The 15886-nt window shown below is 63.0% G+C and carries 13 protein-coding genes; 3 read left to right on the top strand and 10 right to left on the bottom strand.

The genetic code is table 11. The features are described from left to right. Positions 1 to 85 precede the first annotated feature (85 nt). A complete protein-coding gene (locus V3H56_RS14745) occupies positions 86 to 1291 on the bottom strand; it encodes a heparan-alpha-glucosaminide N-acetyltransferase domain-containing protein (RefSeq protein ID WP_338473510.1) in 1206 nt (401 codons plus the stop codon). Positions 1292 to 1811: 520 nt separating this feature from the next. Between V3H56_RS14745 and V3H56_RS14750 the strand changes: the two genes are divergently transcribed. After that, positions 1812 to 2729: an IS110 family transposase gene (locus V3H56_RS14750; RefSeq protein WP_047737935.1), complete on the top strand. Its 918-nt coding sequence runs from the start codon at positions 1812 to 1814 to the stop codon at positions 2727 to 2729. 197 nt (positions 2730 to 2926) lie between these two features. Here V3H56_RS14750 and V3H56_RS14755 read toward each other — a convergent pair whose 3' ends face one another. The 9 genes from V3H56_RS14755 to pedF all read right to left on the bottom strand — a co-directional run bounded on the left by V3H56_RS14755 (position 2927) and on the right by pedF (position 12806). Next, positions 2927 to 4297: a hybrid sensor histidine kinase/response regulator gene (locus V3H56_RS14755; protein WP_338473511.1), complete on the bottom strand. Its 1371-nt coding sequence runs from the start codon at positions 4295 to 4297 to the stop codon at positions 2927 to 2929. Beyond that, positions 4281 to 5438, bottom strand: coding sequence for an alcohol dehydrogenase-like regulatory protein ErcA (ercA, locus tag V3H56_RS14760; RefSeq protein WP_157061548.1), 1158 nt, complete (start codon positions 5436 to 5438; stop codon positions 4281 to 4283). The genes V3H56_RS14755 and ercA overlap by 17 nt, the downstream gene beginning before the upstream one ends. A gap of 132 nt (positions 5439 to 5570) precedes the next feature. Continuing rightward, entirely contained in the window at positions 5571 to 5642 is a 72-nt protein-coding gene (gene pqqA / locus V3H56_RS14765) for a pyrroloquinoline quinone precursor peptide PqqA (RefSeq protein WP_003243383.1), read from the bottom strand. Positions 5643 to 5873: 231 nt separating this feature from the next. Then, complete coding sequence (locus V3H56_RS14770) at positions 5874 to 7394, bottom strand: aldehyde dehydrogenase family protein (RefSeq protein WP_042729339.1); 1521 nt, start codon at positions 7392 to 7394, stop codon at positions 5874 to 5876. Between the two features lie 284 nt (positions 7395 to 7678). Continuing rightward, positions 7679 to 9454: a PQQ-dependent methanol/ethanol family dehydrogenase gene (locus V3H56_RS14775; RefSeq protein WP_338473512.1), complete on the bottom strand. Its 1776-nt coding sequence runs from the start codon at positions 9452 to 9454 to the stop codon at positions 7679 to 7681. 287 nt (positions 9455 to 9741) lie between these two features. Next, positions 9742 to 10677: a quinoprotein relay system zinc metallohydrolase 1 gene (locus tag V3H56_RS14780; protein ID WP_338473513.1), complete on the bottom strand. Its 936-nt coding sequence runs from the start codon at positions 10675 to 10677 to the stop codon at positions 9742 to 9744. A 16-nt stretch (positions 10678 to 10693) separates the two neighbouring features. Beyond that, positions 10694 to 11410, bottom strand: coding sequence for a quinoprotein dehydrogenase-associated SoxYZ-like carrier (locus tag V3H56_RS14785; protein ID WP_234408022.1), 717 nt, complete (start codon positions 11408 to 11410; stop codon positions 10694 to 10696). A 53-nt stretch (positions 11411 to 11463) separates the two neighbouring features. Then, the gene (locus tag V3H56_RS14790) at positions 11464 to 12339 is read right to left on the bottom strand and encodes a transporter substrate-binding domain-containing protein (RefSeq protein WP_047737925.1); all 876 of its coding nucleotides are present in this window, start codon (positions 12337 to 12339) and stop codon (positions 11464 to 11466) included. Between the two features lie 5 nt (positions 12340 to 12344). After that, the gene (pedF, locus tag V3H56_RS14795; RefSeq protein WP_338473514.1) at positions 12345 to 12806 is read right to left on the bottom strand and encodes a cytochrome c-550 PedF; all 462 of its coding nucleotides are present in this window, start codon (positions 12804 to 12806) and stop codon (positions 12345 to 12347) included. 252 nt (positions 12807 to 13058) lie between these two features. On the opposite strand from pedF, the gene exaA reads away from it, so the two are divergent. Continuing rightward, entirely contained in the window at positions 13059 to 14939 is a 1881-nt protein-coding gene (gene exaA / locus V3H56_RS14800; protein ID WP_042729333.1) for a quinoprotein ethanol dehydrogenase, read from the top strand. Between the two features lie 130 nt (positions 14940 to 15069). Next, complete coding sequence (locus V3H56_RS14805; protein WP_042729332.1) at positions 15070 to 15714, top strand: pentapeptide repeat-containing protein; 645 nt, start codon at positions 15070 to 15072, stop codon at positions 15712 to 15714. Positions 15715 to 15886 lie beyond the last annotated feature (172 nt).

A 15886-nucleotide genomic window follows, 5' to 3' on the forward strand; every position in this document is an offset into this window, starting at 1 on the left:
ACATAATGAAATAACCAGACCGAAGCATCTTTTTACATTACGGACGAAAAACGCCGGCCAGATGACGGCGTTTTATTGGCTCTGATCAGAAATACTTGAGCAGCGCGATGTCCCGTCGCCGTTGCTTCAGCTCGGCGAACCAGCGGGTCGGGAAGAACAGCACCACCCCCAGCAGCACGCTGCACACCCACACCAGGGGCAAATGATCGAAACCGAAGTACGCACCCTGGTTGGTGCCCCAGAAGGCAACCGCCAGCAGGTAAAGGGCCTTGAGCACGTAGAGATGCAACAGATAGAAAAACATCGGCGCGCCGCCGTAGACCGCCAGCAAGGCGATGGTGCCCCGCGCCTGAGCCTTCTCGAACAATGCCAACAGGATCAGGCCAACCCCCAGTGTCGGTAGCAGGAACATCAACGATGGCGGGTACTTCGTCGCACTCAGGAAACTCATGGCGGTGCGCAGCGCATCGCCGGTCTGCACCCAGGGCTTGTCGCCATAGACGTTCAGGTAGCGGATGACGACGAATGCCACCAGCAAGCCGATGCCCACCTGCAACAGCCGCCGCACTCGCACGGCGGGGTCCACCTGCCGGGCAAACCACGGTCCGATGGCCCAGCCCAGCAGGATCACGCCGATCCAGGGCAGCACCGGGTAAGTGGTGCGGGCGCGGGTGAATTCGGTGAGGTCGATGAACGCCCGCTGATGCAGGATCGACCAGGGCACGAAGAACGGCGAGTCAGGCCCCAGCACGATGCCGTCCAGCAGGTTGTGGCCGGCGACAATGGCGACGCCGATGACGATCAGCCAACTGCGCTTGAGGTGCAACAGCACGGCCAGGGTGATCATGCAAATGCCGATGCACCAGATCACCTGCAGCCACAAAGTCTTGGGGGGAAACTCGGCGGTCCAGGCGAAACACACGAACGTGAGTTCCAGCACGACCAGGAACAACCCGCGCTTGAGCAGGAACACCGAGGTTTCGCCGGCGGTGTGCTTCTGGCTGTAGAGCCAGGCCGACAAACCGGTGAGGAAGATGAACACCGGGGCACAGAGCGTGCTGAGCAACCGGGTGAAGAACAGGTCCGGGGGGACACTCAACGCATCGATCGGGTCGCTGACCTGCCGGTGCAGCAGGAATGTTTCGCGAACATGGTCGACCAGCATCAGCAACATCACGAACCCTCGCAGGGCATCGATGGCCAGCATGCGCACATGGGTTTTGGCGAGGCTCGTGGCGAGGGCGGGCGCGGCGACGCCGGACAGGCTCGTCACAGGGGAAGAGAGGCTCATGGCAATACTCGTCGGGGACCCGTACAAGACAGGGAATGAGAATCCCTGTCAAAAGAAAGCGGATAACATAACACAAAACATCGCGACGAATAGCCCTTCACGGTGGGCACGGGCCTGCTTGCGAAAACGGCGGTTCACTCAGGCTTGTGCCGGCTGATCCTCCGCTTTAGAAAGCCGCTCCCACCAATTCTTCGGCCGGTCCGGATGGCCTGCCCAACGCATATTCATTGTGGGAGCGGGCTTGCCCGCGAAGACGGCTGCACATCCGACATCTTGGTTGACTGACCCTCCGCTTTCGCGGGCAAGCCCGCTTGTGTCTGAGTAAGGGAATAAACTCTGGGGTGAGAGGGGTAGATGGCAAGCTGTGAGTCCGCGGTGCTTGAAGCACGAGTGGGAGCAAAGCTGCCATCTACCTTTCTACTCTGGCCCATAAGCCCGAACAGTTGGACGAGCGGCACTCGAATCACAAGCGTGGGCAAAGCCAGAGCACTCTCATTTCTGAGTGTAAGAGGGTTTTGCCATGATTTCCTGGGTCGGTATCGATATATCCAAATCAAATCTCGTCGTTTGGGTTCGACCACAGAACCAAGGCTACGAGGTCCCCAATACGCCTGAGGGTTTTGCACAACTGGTCGAACAGCTAAGCCCGTACACGATTGGCCGGGTGTTACTGGAAGCCACGGGCGGCTATGAACGAAAGGTTATGGCAGCACTGCAGGAGGCAGGTTTCAATGTGCTCAGGATCAACCCTCGTCGGGCTAGAGCCTTCGCCGTAGCAATGGGCAAGAATGCCAAGACCGACCCCATCGATGCGGCTGTTCTTGCCGATTTTGCCGAAGCTCTGCATGCGTCTCACGAAAAGCCCATTTCACCTGAGCGTGAAGCACTGCGGGAGCTGATTCAGCTGCGCGAACACTTCGTCCAGCAACGAGATGACAACAAGCGCCGGCTACAGCAGGCTCAGCTTCCGGCGGTTATCGAGGTGATCAAAGATCATATTCGCTACCTGCAAATCCAAATCAAGCAGTTTGGCAAAGCCATTAATCAAAGCATGCGTAAGCTGGATGCGGAGAAAGCCGACCGACTCACATCAGTTAAAGGGATCGGCACTGTGGCGACTGCTAGTTTGTTGGTTTACCTGCCTGAGCTCGGTGAGCTTGATCGCAGAGAGATCGCGTCCCTGGCGGGAATCGCCCCCTACAACGACGACAGTGGCAATCACAGCGGCAAACGTCAGATTTACGGAGGAAGAGCGCGGGTCAGACGTGCGCTTTATATGTCGTGCTGGGTTGTCATCCGCTATCACGCCGACTTCAAGGCCCGGTACGAAGCACTTCGAGGGCGAGGCAAGAGCGCGAAAGTCGCGCTCATCGCCTGCATGCGAATATTGCTAATCAGACTGAATGCCATGCTTCGAGACGGCACTGAATGGCGGTGACGGGTGGTAGAGGTAAGACAGTTGCTCCCACAGGTTCTTCGGCCGACCCGGATGGCGTGTCCGACGCCTATTCATTGTGGGAGCGGGCTTGCCCGCGAAGATGGCTGCACATCCGACATCTTGGTTGACTGACCCTCCGCTTTCGCGAGCAAGCTCGCGCCTACAGGGGATCCGTCGCAGGGGATGAGTACACCGCGCTAGCCGAGCAACTGGCTCAACACCGCCCGCAACTTGCCGGGCTTGACCGGTTTGTTGAGCAACGGCGCTTCCAGTTTGCGCAAGGCGCGGCGGCATTGGTCGCTGCGGTCGGCGGTGATGATCACGGCCGGGATCGCCCGACTGAAGTGCTCGCGCAAGCGCCTGACCACTTCACAGCCCACCACCCCATGATCGAGGTGAAAATCCGCCAGGATCAGCTCCGGCGCACGCCCTTGCAACACGTCGATGGCGCCCGCTTCGTCGGTGGCGGTCAACACTTCGCACCCCCACTGCCCCAGCAACGCGGCCATGCTCTGCAGGATGCTCAGTTCGTTGTCGATCACCAGCAGCCGACGGCCCGGTAGCGGATTGCCGGTCACCGCCTGGACGGGCATCTGCGACACAGGCAACGGTTTCTCAGTGGAGAGCGGCACCTCGATGCTGAACACCGAACCCCGTCCCGGACGCGAGCGAACCTGGACCCGGTAGCCAAGGATGTGGGCGATGCGCTCGACAATCGCCAGCCCCAGGCCTACCCCCTTGCGATCGGCCGCTCGGCCGACATCCAATTGGTTGAATTCGAGAAAGATCGATTCCAGGCAATCGGCGGCGATGCCGCGCCCGGTGTCCCACACCTCCAGGCTCAAGCGCCCTGCCCGGCGCCGCGCCGCCAGGAGAATGCCGCCCTGGTCGGTGTAGCGGCAGGCGTTGCTGAGCAGGTTACGCAGGATCCGGGTCAGCAGCCGAAGGTCGGTCATCACCGCCTCGTCGGCGAACCGCACCCGCAGCTCCAGCCCCGCCGCCCCGGCCACCGATTGAAACTCCGAGGCCAGGGGCGCCAGCAGCTCGTCCAGCCCATACGGCGCCAGGTCGGGCCGGACGGCGGCCTGGTCCAGGCGGGAAATGTCCAGCAGGTCGGTGAGCAGGTCTTCTGCACCTTCCAGGGCCTGGTGAGTGCGCTCCACCAGCACCCGCTCGGTGGCGGGCAGTTGCCGCTCGCGCAGCGTGGCGATCAACAGGCGCGCGGCGTTGAGCGGTTGCAGCAGGTCATGGCTGGCGGCGGCCAGGTATTTGTCCTTGCTGCGGTTGGCGGCCTGGGCCGCGTCCCGGGCGTCGCGCAATTGCCGCTCGACCCGCTCGCGCTGGGCGATCTGCTGTTGCAGGTTGTGGTTGGCTTCCAACAGCGCATCGGTGCGTTCAGCCACCCGTTGCTCCAGTTGGTCATTGAGTTGCTGCAAGCGCTGGCGGGCCAACTCCAGCTCATCGAGACGCGCCGCCAGCTCGGGGTAATGGCTCTTGCGCGTGGAGTGATTGCCCAGCCCGAGCAAACCGGCCAGGGCCTTTTGCTGCTCGTCAGAGGGCTTCGCCATAGACGACCTCGACATCCCGTTGGCTCGACTCCCGAGGGTTGGTGAGGATGCAGGGATCGTGCATCGCATGCTGCGACAGGAACGGGATGTCCGAGGTGCTCACGCCGTGCAGGCCCAGGGTTTCGTGAAAACCGATGGTGCGCTTGAGCGCGATCAGGTGTTCCACCAGCCGGCTGCGGATCTGCCGGTGATTGAGCCCACGGCAATCGATGCCCAGCGTCTCGGCGATCACCTTGAAGCGCTCCGGCGCCGAGTTGTAGTTGAACGCCACGACGTGTTCCACCAGCACCGCGTTGCACAACCCGTGGGGCAAGTCGAGGAAGCCGCCCAGGCTGTGGGACATCGCGTGCACCGCGCCCAGGATCGCATTGGAGAACGCCAGCCCGGCCTGCATGCTGCCGAGCATGATCTTTTCCCGCAGCGCGACGTCCGCCGGGTTGGCGATCATCTGCACCAGGTTGCTGTTGATCAGGCGCATCGCCTCCAGCGCATGGGGGTCGGTCAATGGCCCGTGGCCGGTGGACACGAACGCCTCGATGGCATGCACCAGCGCGTCGATGCCGGTACAGGCCGACAGGAACGGGTCCATGCTCAGGGTGGTTTCCGGGTCGATCAGCGACACATCCGGCACTGCCGCCTTACTGACGATGGAAAACTTCATGCGTTCCTGCTGGTTGGAGATGATCACGAACTGCGACACGTCGGCCGAAGTGCCGGCGGTGGTGGGAATCAGGATCAACGGCGGGCTGGGCACATGCAGGGTGTCGACGCCTTCGAATTCGAGAATGCTGCGGCCATGGGCAACGACGATGCCGATGGCCTTGCCGCAATCCATCGGGCTGCCGCCGCCGACCGCGACGATGACGTCGCAGTGGTTCTCCCGGTACAGCTCGGCACCGAGCATCACTTCCTCGACCCGGGGGTTGGGCGAGACCGCACTGTAGAGGGCATAGTCGATGGCCTGGGCCTGGAGGCTGGCCTCGACATCGGCCACCCAGCCGGCGGCGATCACGCCGGGATCGGTCACGATCAGGACCTTGCGCGCACCAAAGGTCTTGGCGTAGTTGCCAACATTGTGTCGGCATCCGGCGCCGAACATGATTTCAGGAGAAACGAACTTGCGCAGCGGGCTGAGACTCATCTTTGCAGGGGCGTGGCTCATTGGTAAGCCTGTTGTTATTGTCCGGGGATACTCTGAGCCTAAAGCATCCCGCCGTGAATGCAATCAGACCAATGGGTAGCCCGGCCTGGACGCGCCAGACCGGGCCGGCACTCATCGGTTGGCGAAGTACATCGTCACTTCAAAGCCAATACGCAGGTCGGTGTACGCGGGTTTAGTCCACATGGGTCTTTCCTCTTCTTGTACCGGACGATTCCGGTGACTCATTAATGCACGGTGCGCCCTGGGTTCGAATGCTACTTTCGCAGCGGTGGGCGGGGTGCGTTGGTAGCGATTTCAGGCATCACACAACACTCAATTGTAGGAGCGGGCTTGCTCGCGAAGGCGGTGGTTCAGCTTGCAGAAGTGCTGAATCTACTGACGCCTTCGCGGGCAAGCCCGCTCCCACAGGGTTTACTAGAAGAACCCCAGCGGATTGACGTCGTAGCTCACCAGCAGGTTCTTGGTCTGCTGGTAGTGATCGAGCATCATCTTGTGGGTTTCACGCCCCACGCCGGATTTCTTGTAGCCGCCGAACGCGGCATGCGCCGGGTACAGGTGGTAGCAGTTGGTCCATACGCGGCCGGCCTTGATCGCCCGGCCCATGCGGTAGGCGCGGTTGATGTCGCGGGTCCACAGGCCGGCGCCGAGGCCGAATTCGGTGTCGTTGGCGATCGCCAGGGCTTCGGCTTCGTCCTTGAAGGTGGTCACGCCCACCACCGGGCCGAAGATTTCCTCCTGGAACACGCGCATCTTGTTGTGGCCCTTGAGCAGGGTCGGCTGGATGTAATAGCCGCTCGACAAGTCACCTTCCAGGCGCTCGGCCGCGCCACCGGTGAGCAGTTCGGCGCCCTCTTCCCGGGCAATGTCCAGGTACGACAGGATTTTGTCGTATTGCTGCTGCGAGGCCTGGGCGCCGACCATCGTTTCGGTGTCCAGGGGATTGCCACGCTTGATCTTGGCGATCTTCTTCATCACCTCGGCCATGAACGGAGCGTAGATCGATTCCTGCACCAGGGCGCGAGACGGGCAGGTGCAGACCTCGCCCTGGTTGAAGAACGCCAGCACCAGGCCTTCGGCGGCTTTTTCGATGAAGGCCGGCTCGGCCTGCATGATGTCCTCGAAGAAGATGTTCGGCGACTTGCCGCCCAGCTCCACGGTGGACGGGATGATGTTCTCGGCGGCGCATTTCATGATGTGCGAGCCGACCGGGGTGGAACCGGTGAAGGCGATCTTGGCGATACGCTTGCTGGTGGCCAAGGCTTCACCGGCTTCGCGGCCGAAACCATGGACAATGTTCAGCACGCCGGGCGGCAGCAGGTCGGCGATCAGCTCGACGAACACCGTGATCGACAGCGGCGTCTGTTCCGCCGGCTTGAGCACGATGCAGTTGCCGGCCGCCAGGGCCGGGGCGAGTTTCCAGGCGGCCATCAGCAGTGGGAAGTTCCACGGGATGATCTGCCCGACCACGCCCAGCGGTTCGTGGAAATGGTAGGCGGTGGTCAGCTCGTTGATCTCGGCGGCGCCGCCCTCCTGGGCCCGGATGCAGCCGGCGAAATAACGGAAATGGTCGGCTGAAAGCGGCACGTCGGCGTTGAGGGTTTCGCGCACGGCCTTGCCGTTGTCCCAGGTCTCGCTGACCGCCAGCAGTTCCAGGTGTTGTTCGATACGGTCAGCGATTTTCAACAGCACCCGCGAGCGGTCCTGGACCGAGGTCTTGCCCCAGGCGTCGGCGGCGGCATGGGCGGCGTCCAGGGCCTTGTCGATGTCGGCGGCGCTGGAGCGTGGAAATTCGGCGATCACTTCGCCATTGACCGGCGAGGTGTTGGTGAAATATTCGCCGTGGACGGGCGCGACGAACTCGCCGCCGATGAAGTTGCCGTAGCGCGGCTTGAAGGAAACGACGGCGCCTGGGGTTCCGGGTTGTGCGTAGATCATGATGGGCCTCTGCCTGGTCGATGCCTGTCACGGGACAGGCGATAGGCCGATGGTAGAGAGCCCCGTGCGGCGGACGAATGCGTCGTTGGCAGGGAAGCTCTCGTTATTTGGTCGTAGGTTTTGCCGCGATCTGAGGATGACCCGGGCTTTTTTGTGGGAGCGAGCTTGCTCGCGATGGCGGCGGATCAGTCAACATCAATGCAAGATGTTCTGGCCCCATCGCGAGCAAGCTCGCTCCCACAGGTTCTACATTTTCCACAGGTTCTGCACTTGCCAGAGTTGGCTCAGTGCTTGGCCACCAAGTCCTTCGGCAACTTGAAGGTCCAGAGCATGCCGCCCTGGTTGAAGTCCTTCACCCGCTTGGCGACTTCGCCGCCCCACAGCGGCACCGCGCCGCCCCAGCCCGAGACCACGGAGACGTACTGCTCGCCGTCCATTTCCCAAGTGATCGGTGAGCCCAGCACACCGGAACCGGTCTGGAATTCCCAGACCTTCTCGCCGGTCTTGGCATTGAAGGCCTGGAGGAAGCCTTCAGGTGTGCCGGTGAACACCAGGTTGCCCTTGGTGGTGAGCACCCCGCCCCACAGCGGCGCGAAGTTCTTGTGGCGCCAGACTTCCTTGCCGGTCTTGGGGTCAATGGCCCGCAGCACGCCGATGTAGTCTTCGTTCAGCGGCTTGATGGTGAACCCGGCCCCGAGGAACGCCGCGCCCTTCTTGTAGGCGATGCCTTCGTTCCAGATGTCCATGCCCCACTCGTTGGAAGGCACATAGAACAAGCCGGTGTCCTGGTTGTACGCCATCGGCATCCAGTTCTTCGCCCCCAGGAACGCCGGTGCGACGAACACCGAGCTGCCCTTGGCCTCGCTGCCCGGCGCGCCCGGACGGCTGGCTTCGTTGTAGATCGGCCGTCCGTCCTTATCCAGACCCGTGGCCCAGGTGATCTTGTCGACGAACGGGAAGCCACGTATGAACTTGCCGTTGGTGCGATCGAGCACATAGAAAAAGCCGTTGCGGTCGGCCGTGGCTGCCGCCTTGATGTCCTTGCCGCCTTCCTTGAAGTTGAACGAGATCAGCTCGTTGACGCCGTCGTAGTCCCAGCCATCGTGCGGCGTGCTCTGGAAGTGCCACTTGATGCTGCCATCGTCCGGGTTCAGGGCCAGGCGCGACGAGGAATAGAGGTTGTCGCCAGGACGCAGGTGGGAGTTCCACGGCGCCGGGTTGCCGGTACCGAACAACAGCAGGTTGGTTTCCGGGTCGTAGTAACCGCCCAGCCACGGCGCGGCACCGCCCGTTTTCCAGAGATCGCCCGGCCAGGTCTTGCCGGCCTCACCGCCGGAGATCCCGTTCTCGATGGCCTTGCCATCCTTGTAGACATAACCCATGTGGCCTTCCACGGTCGGACGGGTCCACAGCAGCTCGCCGTTCTTCGGGTCGAAGGCGCTGATCTGGCCCACCACGCCAAACTCGCCACCGGCCACGCCGGTGATCAGCTTGCCGTTGATCACCAGCGGCGCGGCACTGATGGAGTAACCTTCCTTGTGGTCGGCGACCTTCTTGCTCCACACCACTTTACCGGTGTCCTTGTTCAAGGCCACCAGCTTGGCGTCGAGGGTGCCGAAGAACACCAGGTCGCCATACAACGCCACGCCACGGTTGATCACGTCGCAGCAAGGGCGGATGTCATCGGGCAGACGCGCGTCGTACTGCCAGAGTTTCTTGCCGGTGCGCGCATCCACGGCAAACACCCGCGAATAGGACCCGGTGAGGTACATCACCCCGTCCTTGATCATGGGCTGCGCCTGTTGGCCGCGCTGCTTCTCACCACCGAAGGAGAAGGCCCAGACCGGGCGCAAATCCTTGACGTTGTCGGTGTTGAGGGTTGCGAGCGGGCTGTAGCGCTGGCCCTGGACGCCCAGGCCGTTGGTCACGACCTGCTGCGGGTTCTTCGGGTCCTGGAGAATTTCCTGATCGGTCACGGCGGCCAAGGCCGAACCGGACAGCAGCATGGCACTGAGCAGCAAGCTCACGGCGAAGGGTTGGCGACGTGCGGGATGAGTCATGACGGCTACCTCTGCGATTATTGTTATACCCGGGAAATTTTCCCGGTCTGGCGCAGATTCTTGGGCCCGCAGCCCCTGCCAACAATTGCCCGCTGTGTTGAGTTTTCTAGTTCCTTGGTACATGTGATGCGCAGGCCGGAGCAAGCATATCCCCGTGGCGAGGGAGCTTGCTCCCGCTGGGCTGCGCTGCAGCCCCCATTTTTGGCCCACCTTGGGCTATCAGGTTTGGCTGGATATTTTCAGGGCCGCTGCGCGCCCCAGCGGGAGCAAGCTCCCTCGCCACAGGATTATCGAGGTTTGCTGTCCACCCGCTTCATCCCCGCCCGCTCATACCGCGGATACAGGTGGCTGACACTGCGGATCAACTCATACCGGCTCAGGCTGATTGCGGCGAAGCGCTCGGGGATGGGGCTGCGGATCATCTCGGCCATGTCGTCGCCCCGTGCGGCGCCTTCGCGCATCAGTTGATCAAGCCAACCGAGGTAATCGCGCATCTGCACAAAGGGGCCGCTGTCGCTTGCCACCGGGCCGTGGCCGGGCACGATCAGTTTCCAGGGCAAGGCCTGCAAGGTGTCCAGGTCGTGGACCCAGACATTGAGCCCGGGGCTGTTGGGAGTGGTCAGGGCGCGCTCGTAGAACACCAGGTCACCGGCGAACAATACGCCCGTGGTTTCATCGAGGATCGCCAGGTCCGCGCCGGTGTGCCCGGCCATCTGCAACAGCCGCAACGAATGATTGCCCACCTGCAGCGGGCCAGGCTCCAGCACCTGGGTCGGTAGCAGGACTTCGGTGCCGCGCATCCAGTCGCCCACCAATCGGTACATGTTCTCCGCCAGCGCATCGCCCTGCTCGCGCAACAGTTGCGTGGTGCCCGCCAGCGCGCCGATGGGCACGTCGCCGAAGGCCTGGTTGCCGAGCACATGATCGGGGTGATGATGGGTCAGCAGCACCTGGATGACCGGTTTGTCGGTCGTTGCCGCGATGGCCTGGCGCAGGGCCTCGCCGTAGCGCTTGGACGGCCCGGTGTCGATCACCACTACCCCGGCGTCGGTGACGATGAAGCCGCTGTTGACGATGTTGCCGCCGTTGGCCTTGGCAAAGTTCTCGGTGCTGCCTTCCAGCAGCCAGGTATCCGCAGCGATCTGCCGGGGCTTGAGCCCATAGTCCGAGCCGGCCCAGGCCGGCCAGCACAGGCCTATGAAGATCAGCAACAACCAGCGCATGGCGCACTCCTTGTGGTCAGGGGATCGCCGCTTCGAAAGCATTGCCGCTGTTGTCACGCAGCAATAACCGGGTGCGGCCCGGGCCTTGGATATCGAAACCCAGGTTGGGGTTTTCGCTGACGGCCGGGAAGAGCTCCAGGCGCGCCAACGCCTCGCCGTCGGCGCCCAGCAGTTGGGCCTGGTTGAGGTAGAACTCGGGGATACCGCTCACCAGGCCGTTGTCCATCGGGTGGGCAACCTGCACACGCAAGCGACTGCTGTCGCCCCGGGGATAGCGGGCCCCGAGCACTTCGCCCAGGTGTTCTTCCCAACCGGGCTGGGTGCGCACCACGCTGGGCGCGGTGCAACCGCCACCGGCCGCGTCGATCAAGGTCGAGCCAACGTGCCACAGGCCATCGCGGGTTTGCACGGCGGCACGCAACGGCGTGGCCTGCTCGATGCGAATGCGGATCGACAGCCAGGGCTGCACCCGCGCCACCGGCTGGAAATCGACGATTTTCGGCAACGGGTTCAGTTCAGCCCAGGCCAACACCCGCACCACGTCCGCGCCGAGGGCCCGGGCATCGATTTCCAGCGGCACCTGGCGCGCATCTTCGGCAAAGGGCGGGGCCACCAATCGGACGCGATCGTCGAACACGAACGGCGCATCGCCCAGCAGTTGCTTGTGATAGAACGCCCACATCACCGACGGCACCGGATCCTTTCCCGGCTCGACGGCCGCCAGCCCCATCATCGGCAGGCCAAGCCCCAACAGCCCACACACGAGCCATTTCATCCCTTGCGCTCCTACTGATACATCTGCGGCACGTCATACCGCAGGCCGTAATGGGCATAGATGGCCTTGAGGCTGCCGTCGCGGATCAGACCCTCCAGGGCCTCTTCCACCGCATAGGCCAACTGGCGGTTGCTTTCATGCACCGCCATGCCGATTTCCCAACGCTGCTTGCCCATGTTCGGGTAGGCGTTTTCCGCCAGCGCCAGTTGCGGGTCGGCGGCCTGGTGCACCTGCCAGTCAACCTCCCCGCGCATGGCCATGACCGCATCGACCTCCCCGGCCTGCATGGCCTTGAAGGCCTGGTTCACGCCGGGGTAATGATGGGTTTTGGCGCTGAGCATGCCGTTGAACACCGACGTCAGGTAGAACGACGGCACGCTGTCCACTTCCACGCCAATGGGGTGCTGCTGGAACACCGCGACACTCGCCACCGAGTCCAGGCGCCGACGGTCAAACGCCACCTGCCAGCACTCCTGCTGATAGGGACCGAACATCACCACCTGGGCATTCTCCAGCTCACCGACATCGTTGCGCTTTTGCACGTAGTCGTGATCGTAGGGCACCCGCATCATCAAGTCGGCAAGCTGGCGGTCGTGCAGCGGGCTGGCGCGCCAGATGTAGTCGCGTAGGTCGTCATCGAGCTTCTCGCCCGGCGGCGCCCAGATCAATTGCAGGCGCACGCCCAGGGCCTTGGCCAGGGCTTGCGCCAACTCGACGTCGACGCCCCTGGGTTGGCCCTGGTCTTCGAAGCTGTAGGGGGCGAAGTCCTTGTAGACCGCCACCTTCAACTCGCCGGCGGCGATCATCTGGTCGTAGCTGCGCACCTGCGCCTGCACCGCCTGGCCCCACAGCAGCAGGCTGCATATCACCCACGCGAACAGGCGCATGACGGTCACTCCTCGACGTGCACGCTGTCCAGGTAAGAGCGCACCGCCCACAAGGCCTCCTGGCTCAGGTAGTCGGCCATTTTCGGCATGTAGACCCGACCGTCGCGCACGGCACCGTGGCGCACGCGCTCGACGAACCATTCGTCTCCGGCCTCGGCGGCATCGAGCAGGCGCAGGTCCGGGGCGATGCCACCAGACTTGGCCTCCAGGCCATGGCAGGCCGCACAGTTCTGGTTGTACGCCGAAGCACCGATTTCCACCGCTTTATCGCGCTCGGGGGAATTGCGATAAGGGTTCTGGGAAGCCCAGCCGTCGGCGTCGAGCGGCAGGTTGCTGTCCTTGACCGGGGTCAGCCCTTTGGTTTCCACTGCCTGGGGCACTACGTTGCCGTGGGCCCACACCGGGCCTGCGCCGATCAGCCCCATCAGCAAGGCGCCAGCGATGATGGCGTTGCGTTTTGTTGTCATTGTTATGCCCTCTCAGATTGCACGCAAACCTCTCTGCAGAGGCCGTGCCGTCATCTTAGAAAGCGCCCGTTCCCCGCCGAATGCTGCTTTGGTGGCCGGGGTCTAGTTCCTTGGTAGCAAGCCCTCCGACGCAAGTCGCAAAGACACCCGGATCGGGAAGTCTTCCCGGCAAGGGCGGGACTTTTTCCGTATCGGCCAGGCATCGCCACGACCGACCCTAGTCAGGCCAAAACCTCACTGGGAATCGCTACCATGACAATAAGAACACTGCCCCCCTTCTCCCCCCTGGCCGTTGCCGTGCAGGCCCTGATGCTGGCCGGCAGCCTGACGCTGGGCACGCTGGCCCACGCCGCCGCGACCGCTCCGGGAGTGACCTGGGAAGACATCGCCAACGATCACCTGACCACCCGGGATGTCCTGCAGTACGGCATGGGCACCAACGCCCAGCGCTGGAGCCCGCTGGCCCAGGTCAACGACAAGAACGTGTTCAAGCTGACCCCCGCCTGGTCCTACTCCTTCGGCGACGAAAAGCAGCGCGGCCAGGAGTCCCAGGCCATCGTCAGCGACGGCGTGGTCTACGTCACCGGCTCGTATTCGCGGGTCTTTGCCCTTGATGCCAAGACGGGCAAGCGCCTGTGGACCTACAACCACCGGCTGCCGGACAACATCCGTCCGTGCTGCGACGTGGTCAACCGTGGCGCGGCGATCTATGGCGACAAGATCTACTTCGGCACGCTGGACGCCCGGGTGGTCGCTCTGGACAAGAACACCGGCAAGGTGGTCTGGAACAAGAAGTTCGGCGACCACGCCGGCGGCTACACCATGACCGGCGCGCCGGTGCTGATCAAGGACAAGACCAGCGGCAAGGTGCTGTTGATCCACGGCAGTTCCGGCGACGAGTTCGGCGTGGTCGGCCAGTTGTTCGCCCGCGACCCGGAGACCGGCGAAGAGGTCTGGATGCGCCCCTTCGTCGAAGGCCACATGGGCCGCCTCAACGGCAAGGACAGCACGCCCACCGGTGACGTCAAGGCACCGTCCTGGCCCGATGACAAGACCACCGAGACCGGCAAGGTCGAAGCCTGGAGCCATGGCGGCGGCGCACCCTGGCAGAGTGCGAGCTTCGACCCCGAGACCAACACCATCATTGTCGGCGCGGGCAACCCCGGCCCCTGGAACACCTGGGCGCGCACGGCCAAGGACGGCAACCCCCACGATTACGACAGCCTCTACACCTCAGGCCAGGTGGGCGTCGACCCGAGCACCGGCGAAGTGAAGTGGTTCTACCAGCACACGCCCAACGATGCCTGGGATTTTTCCGGCAACAATGAGCTGGTGCTGTTCGACTACAAGGACAAGGACGGCAAGGTGGTCAAGGCCACCGCCCACGCCGACCGCAACGGTTTTTTCTATGTGGTCGACCGCCACAACGGCAAGCTGCAGAACGCCTTTCCCTTCGTCGACAACATCACCTGGGCCAGCCACATCGACCTGAAGACCGGCCGCCCGGTGGAAAACCCCGGCCAGCGTCCGGCCAAGCCCCTGCCCGGCGAAACCAAGGGCAAGCCGGTGGAAGTCTCGCCGCCGTTCCTCGGTGGCAAGAACTGGAACCCCATGGCCTACAGCCAAGACACCGGGCTGTTCTACGTGCCCGGCAATCAGTGGAAGGAGGAGTACTGGACCGAAGAAGTGAACTACAAGAAAGGCTCGGCCTACCTGGGCATGGGGTTTCGCATCAAGCGCATGTACGACGATCACGTCGGCACCCTGCGGGCGATGAACCCCACCACCGGCAAGGTCGTCTGGGAACACAAGGAGCCCTTGCCGCTCTGGGCCGGCGTGCTGGCCACCAAGGGCAACCTGGTGTTCACCGGCACCGGCGACGGGTTCTTCAAGGCCTTCGATGCCAAGACCGGCCAGGAGCTGTGGAAATTCCAGACCGGCAGCGGGATCGTCTCCCCGCCCATCACCTGGGAGCAGGATGGCGAGCAGTACATCGGCGTCACCGTCGGCTATGGCGGCGCGGTGCCGTTGTGGGGCGGCGACATGGCCGAACTGACCAAGCCGGTGGCCCAGGGCGGGTCGTTCTGGGTGTTCAAGATCCCGAGTTGGGACAAGGCAACTGCGCAGAAATAACTCCTGACCTGTACGCCATCCCTGTGGGAGCGGGCTTGCTCGCGAAAGCGGTGGTTCGGTTGATATGGATTTTGACTGTGCCGACGTCTTCGCGAGCAAGCCCGCTCCCACACTTACCTGAGTTGATGCCATGAAACTCTTGCCATTGCTGCTTCTGCTCGTCGGCGCCTTTGCCCAGGCTGACGACTCTGACACCGTTCTGACGATCAACGGCTGCGTCATCGCCGAATCCAGCCAATGCCCCGGCGCCCATCTGCGGGGCGCCAAACTGGCGAACCAGGACTTGCGCAAAATGAACCTCAGTGGCGCCGATCTGCGCGATGCCGACCTGCGGCACGCACGCCTGGACCTGGCCAACCTGGAGAAAGCCCAGTTACAAGGCGCCAACCTGACCCGCGCCAGCCTGCAACAAAGCAACCTGCGCCTGGCCGACTTCAGCGGCGCCACGCTCAAGGCCATCCAGGGTTGGGGGCTGTTTGCCCAGGGCGCGCAGTTCCAGCGGGCCGACCTGAGCGCCGCCTACCTGCAATTCGCCCGCCTGTCCGGCGCCAGGCTGCAAGGCGCCAACCTGCAGGCCGCCGACCTGGAAATGGCCTGGCTGAGCAAGGCCGACCTCACGGCCGCCGACTTGCGCGACGCCAACCTGCAAGAAGCCAAGCTGGGGGAAAGCAACCTGGCGCAGGCCAACCTGAGCGGCTCACGCCAGCACTACGGCAATTTCCAGGATGCGAATATGGAGGGCTGCGAGGGGTGTCCAACCTCCTGGGATAAATGAAATATTGCAAACACTGCATTCACTGTGGCGAGGGGATTTATCCCCGCTGGGGTGCGCAGCAGCCCTAAAATCTGACACTCGGTGTATCAGGAACATTCGAGTGATTGTTTTATCGGGGCTGCTTCGCAGCCCAACGGGGATAAATCCCCTCGCCACAATGATTGATTCCAGG

Source organism: Pseudomonas sp. MS646 (assembly GCF_036693845.1).
GTDB lineage: Bacteria > Pseudomonadota > Gammaproteobacteria > Pseudomonadales > Pseudomonadaceae > Aquipseudomonas > Aquipseudomonas chlororaphis_E.

Excerpts from the sequence above, each read along its gene's own strand:
- V3H56_RS14780 (WP_338473513.1), bottom strand. The coding sequence starts at position 10,677 with ATGCGCTGGTTGTTGCTGATCTTCATAGGCCTGTGCTGGCCGGCCTGG.
- V3H56_RS14755 (WP_338473511.1), bottom strand. The coding sequence starts at position 4,297 with ATGGCGAAGCCCTCTGACGAGCAGCAAAAGGCCCTGGCCGGTTTGCTC.
- ercA (WP_157061548.1), bottom strand. The coding sequence starts at position 5,438 with ATGAGTCTCAGCCCGCTGCGCAAGTTCGTTTCTCCTGAAATCATGTTC.
- pedF (WP_338473514.1), bottom strand. The coding sequence starts at position 12,806 with ATGACAACAAAACGCAACGCCATCATCGCTGGCGCCTTGCTGATGGGG.
- V3H56_RS14745 (WP_338473510.1), bottom strand. The coding sequence starts at position 1,291 with ATGAGCCTCTCTTCCCCTGTGACGAGCCTGTCCGGCGTCGCCGCGCCC.
- V3H56_RS14805 (WP_042729332.1), top strand. The coding sequence starts at position 15,070 with ATGAAACTCTTGCCATTGCTGCTTCTGCTCGTCGGCGCCTTTGCCCAG.
- V3H56_RS14790 (WP_047737925.1), bottom strand. The coding sequence starts at position 12,339 with ATGCGCCTGTTCGCGTGGGTGATATGCAGCCTGCTGCTGTGGGGCCAG.
- V3H56_RS14785 (WP_234408022.1), bottom strand. The coding sequence starts at position 11,410 with ATGATGGGGCTGGCGGCCGTCGAGCCGGGAAAGGATCCGGTGCCGTCG.
- V3H56_RS14775 (WP_338473512.1), bottom strand. The coding sequence starts at position 9,454 with ATGACTCATCCCGCACGTCGCCAACCCTTCGCCGTGAGCTTGCTGCTC.
- exaA (WP_042729333.1), top strand. The coding sequence starts at position 13,059 with ATGACAATAAGAACACTGCCCCCCTTCTCCCCCCTGGCCGTTGCCGTG.
- V3H56_RS14750 (WP_047737935.1), top strand. The coding sequence starts at position 1,812 with ATGATTTCCTGGGTCGGTATCGATATATCCAAATCAAATCTCGTCGTT.
- V3H56_RS14770 (WP_042729339.1), bottom strand. The coding sequence starts at position 7,394 with ATGATCTACGCACAACCCGGAACCCCAGGCGCCGTCGTTTCCTTCAAG.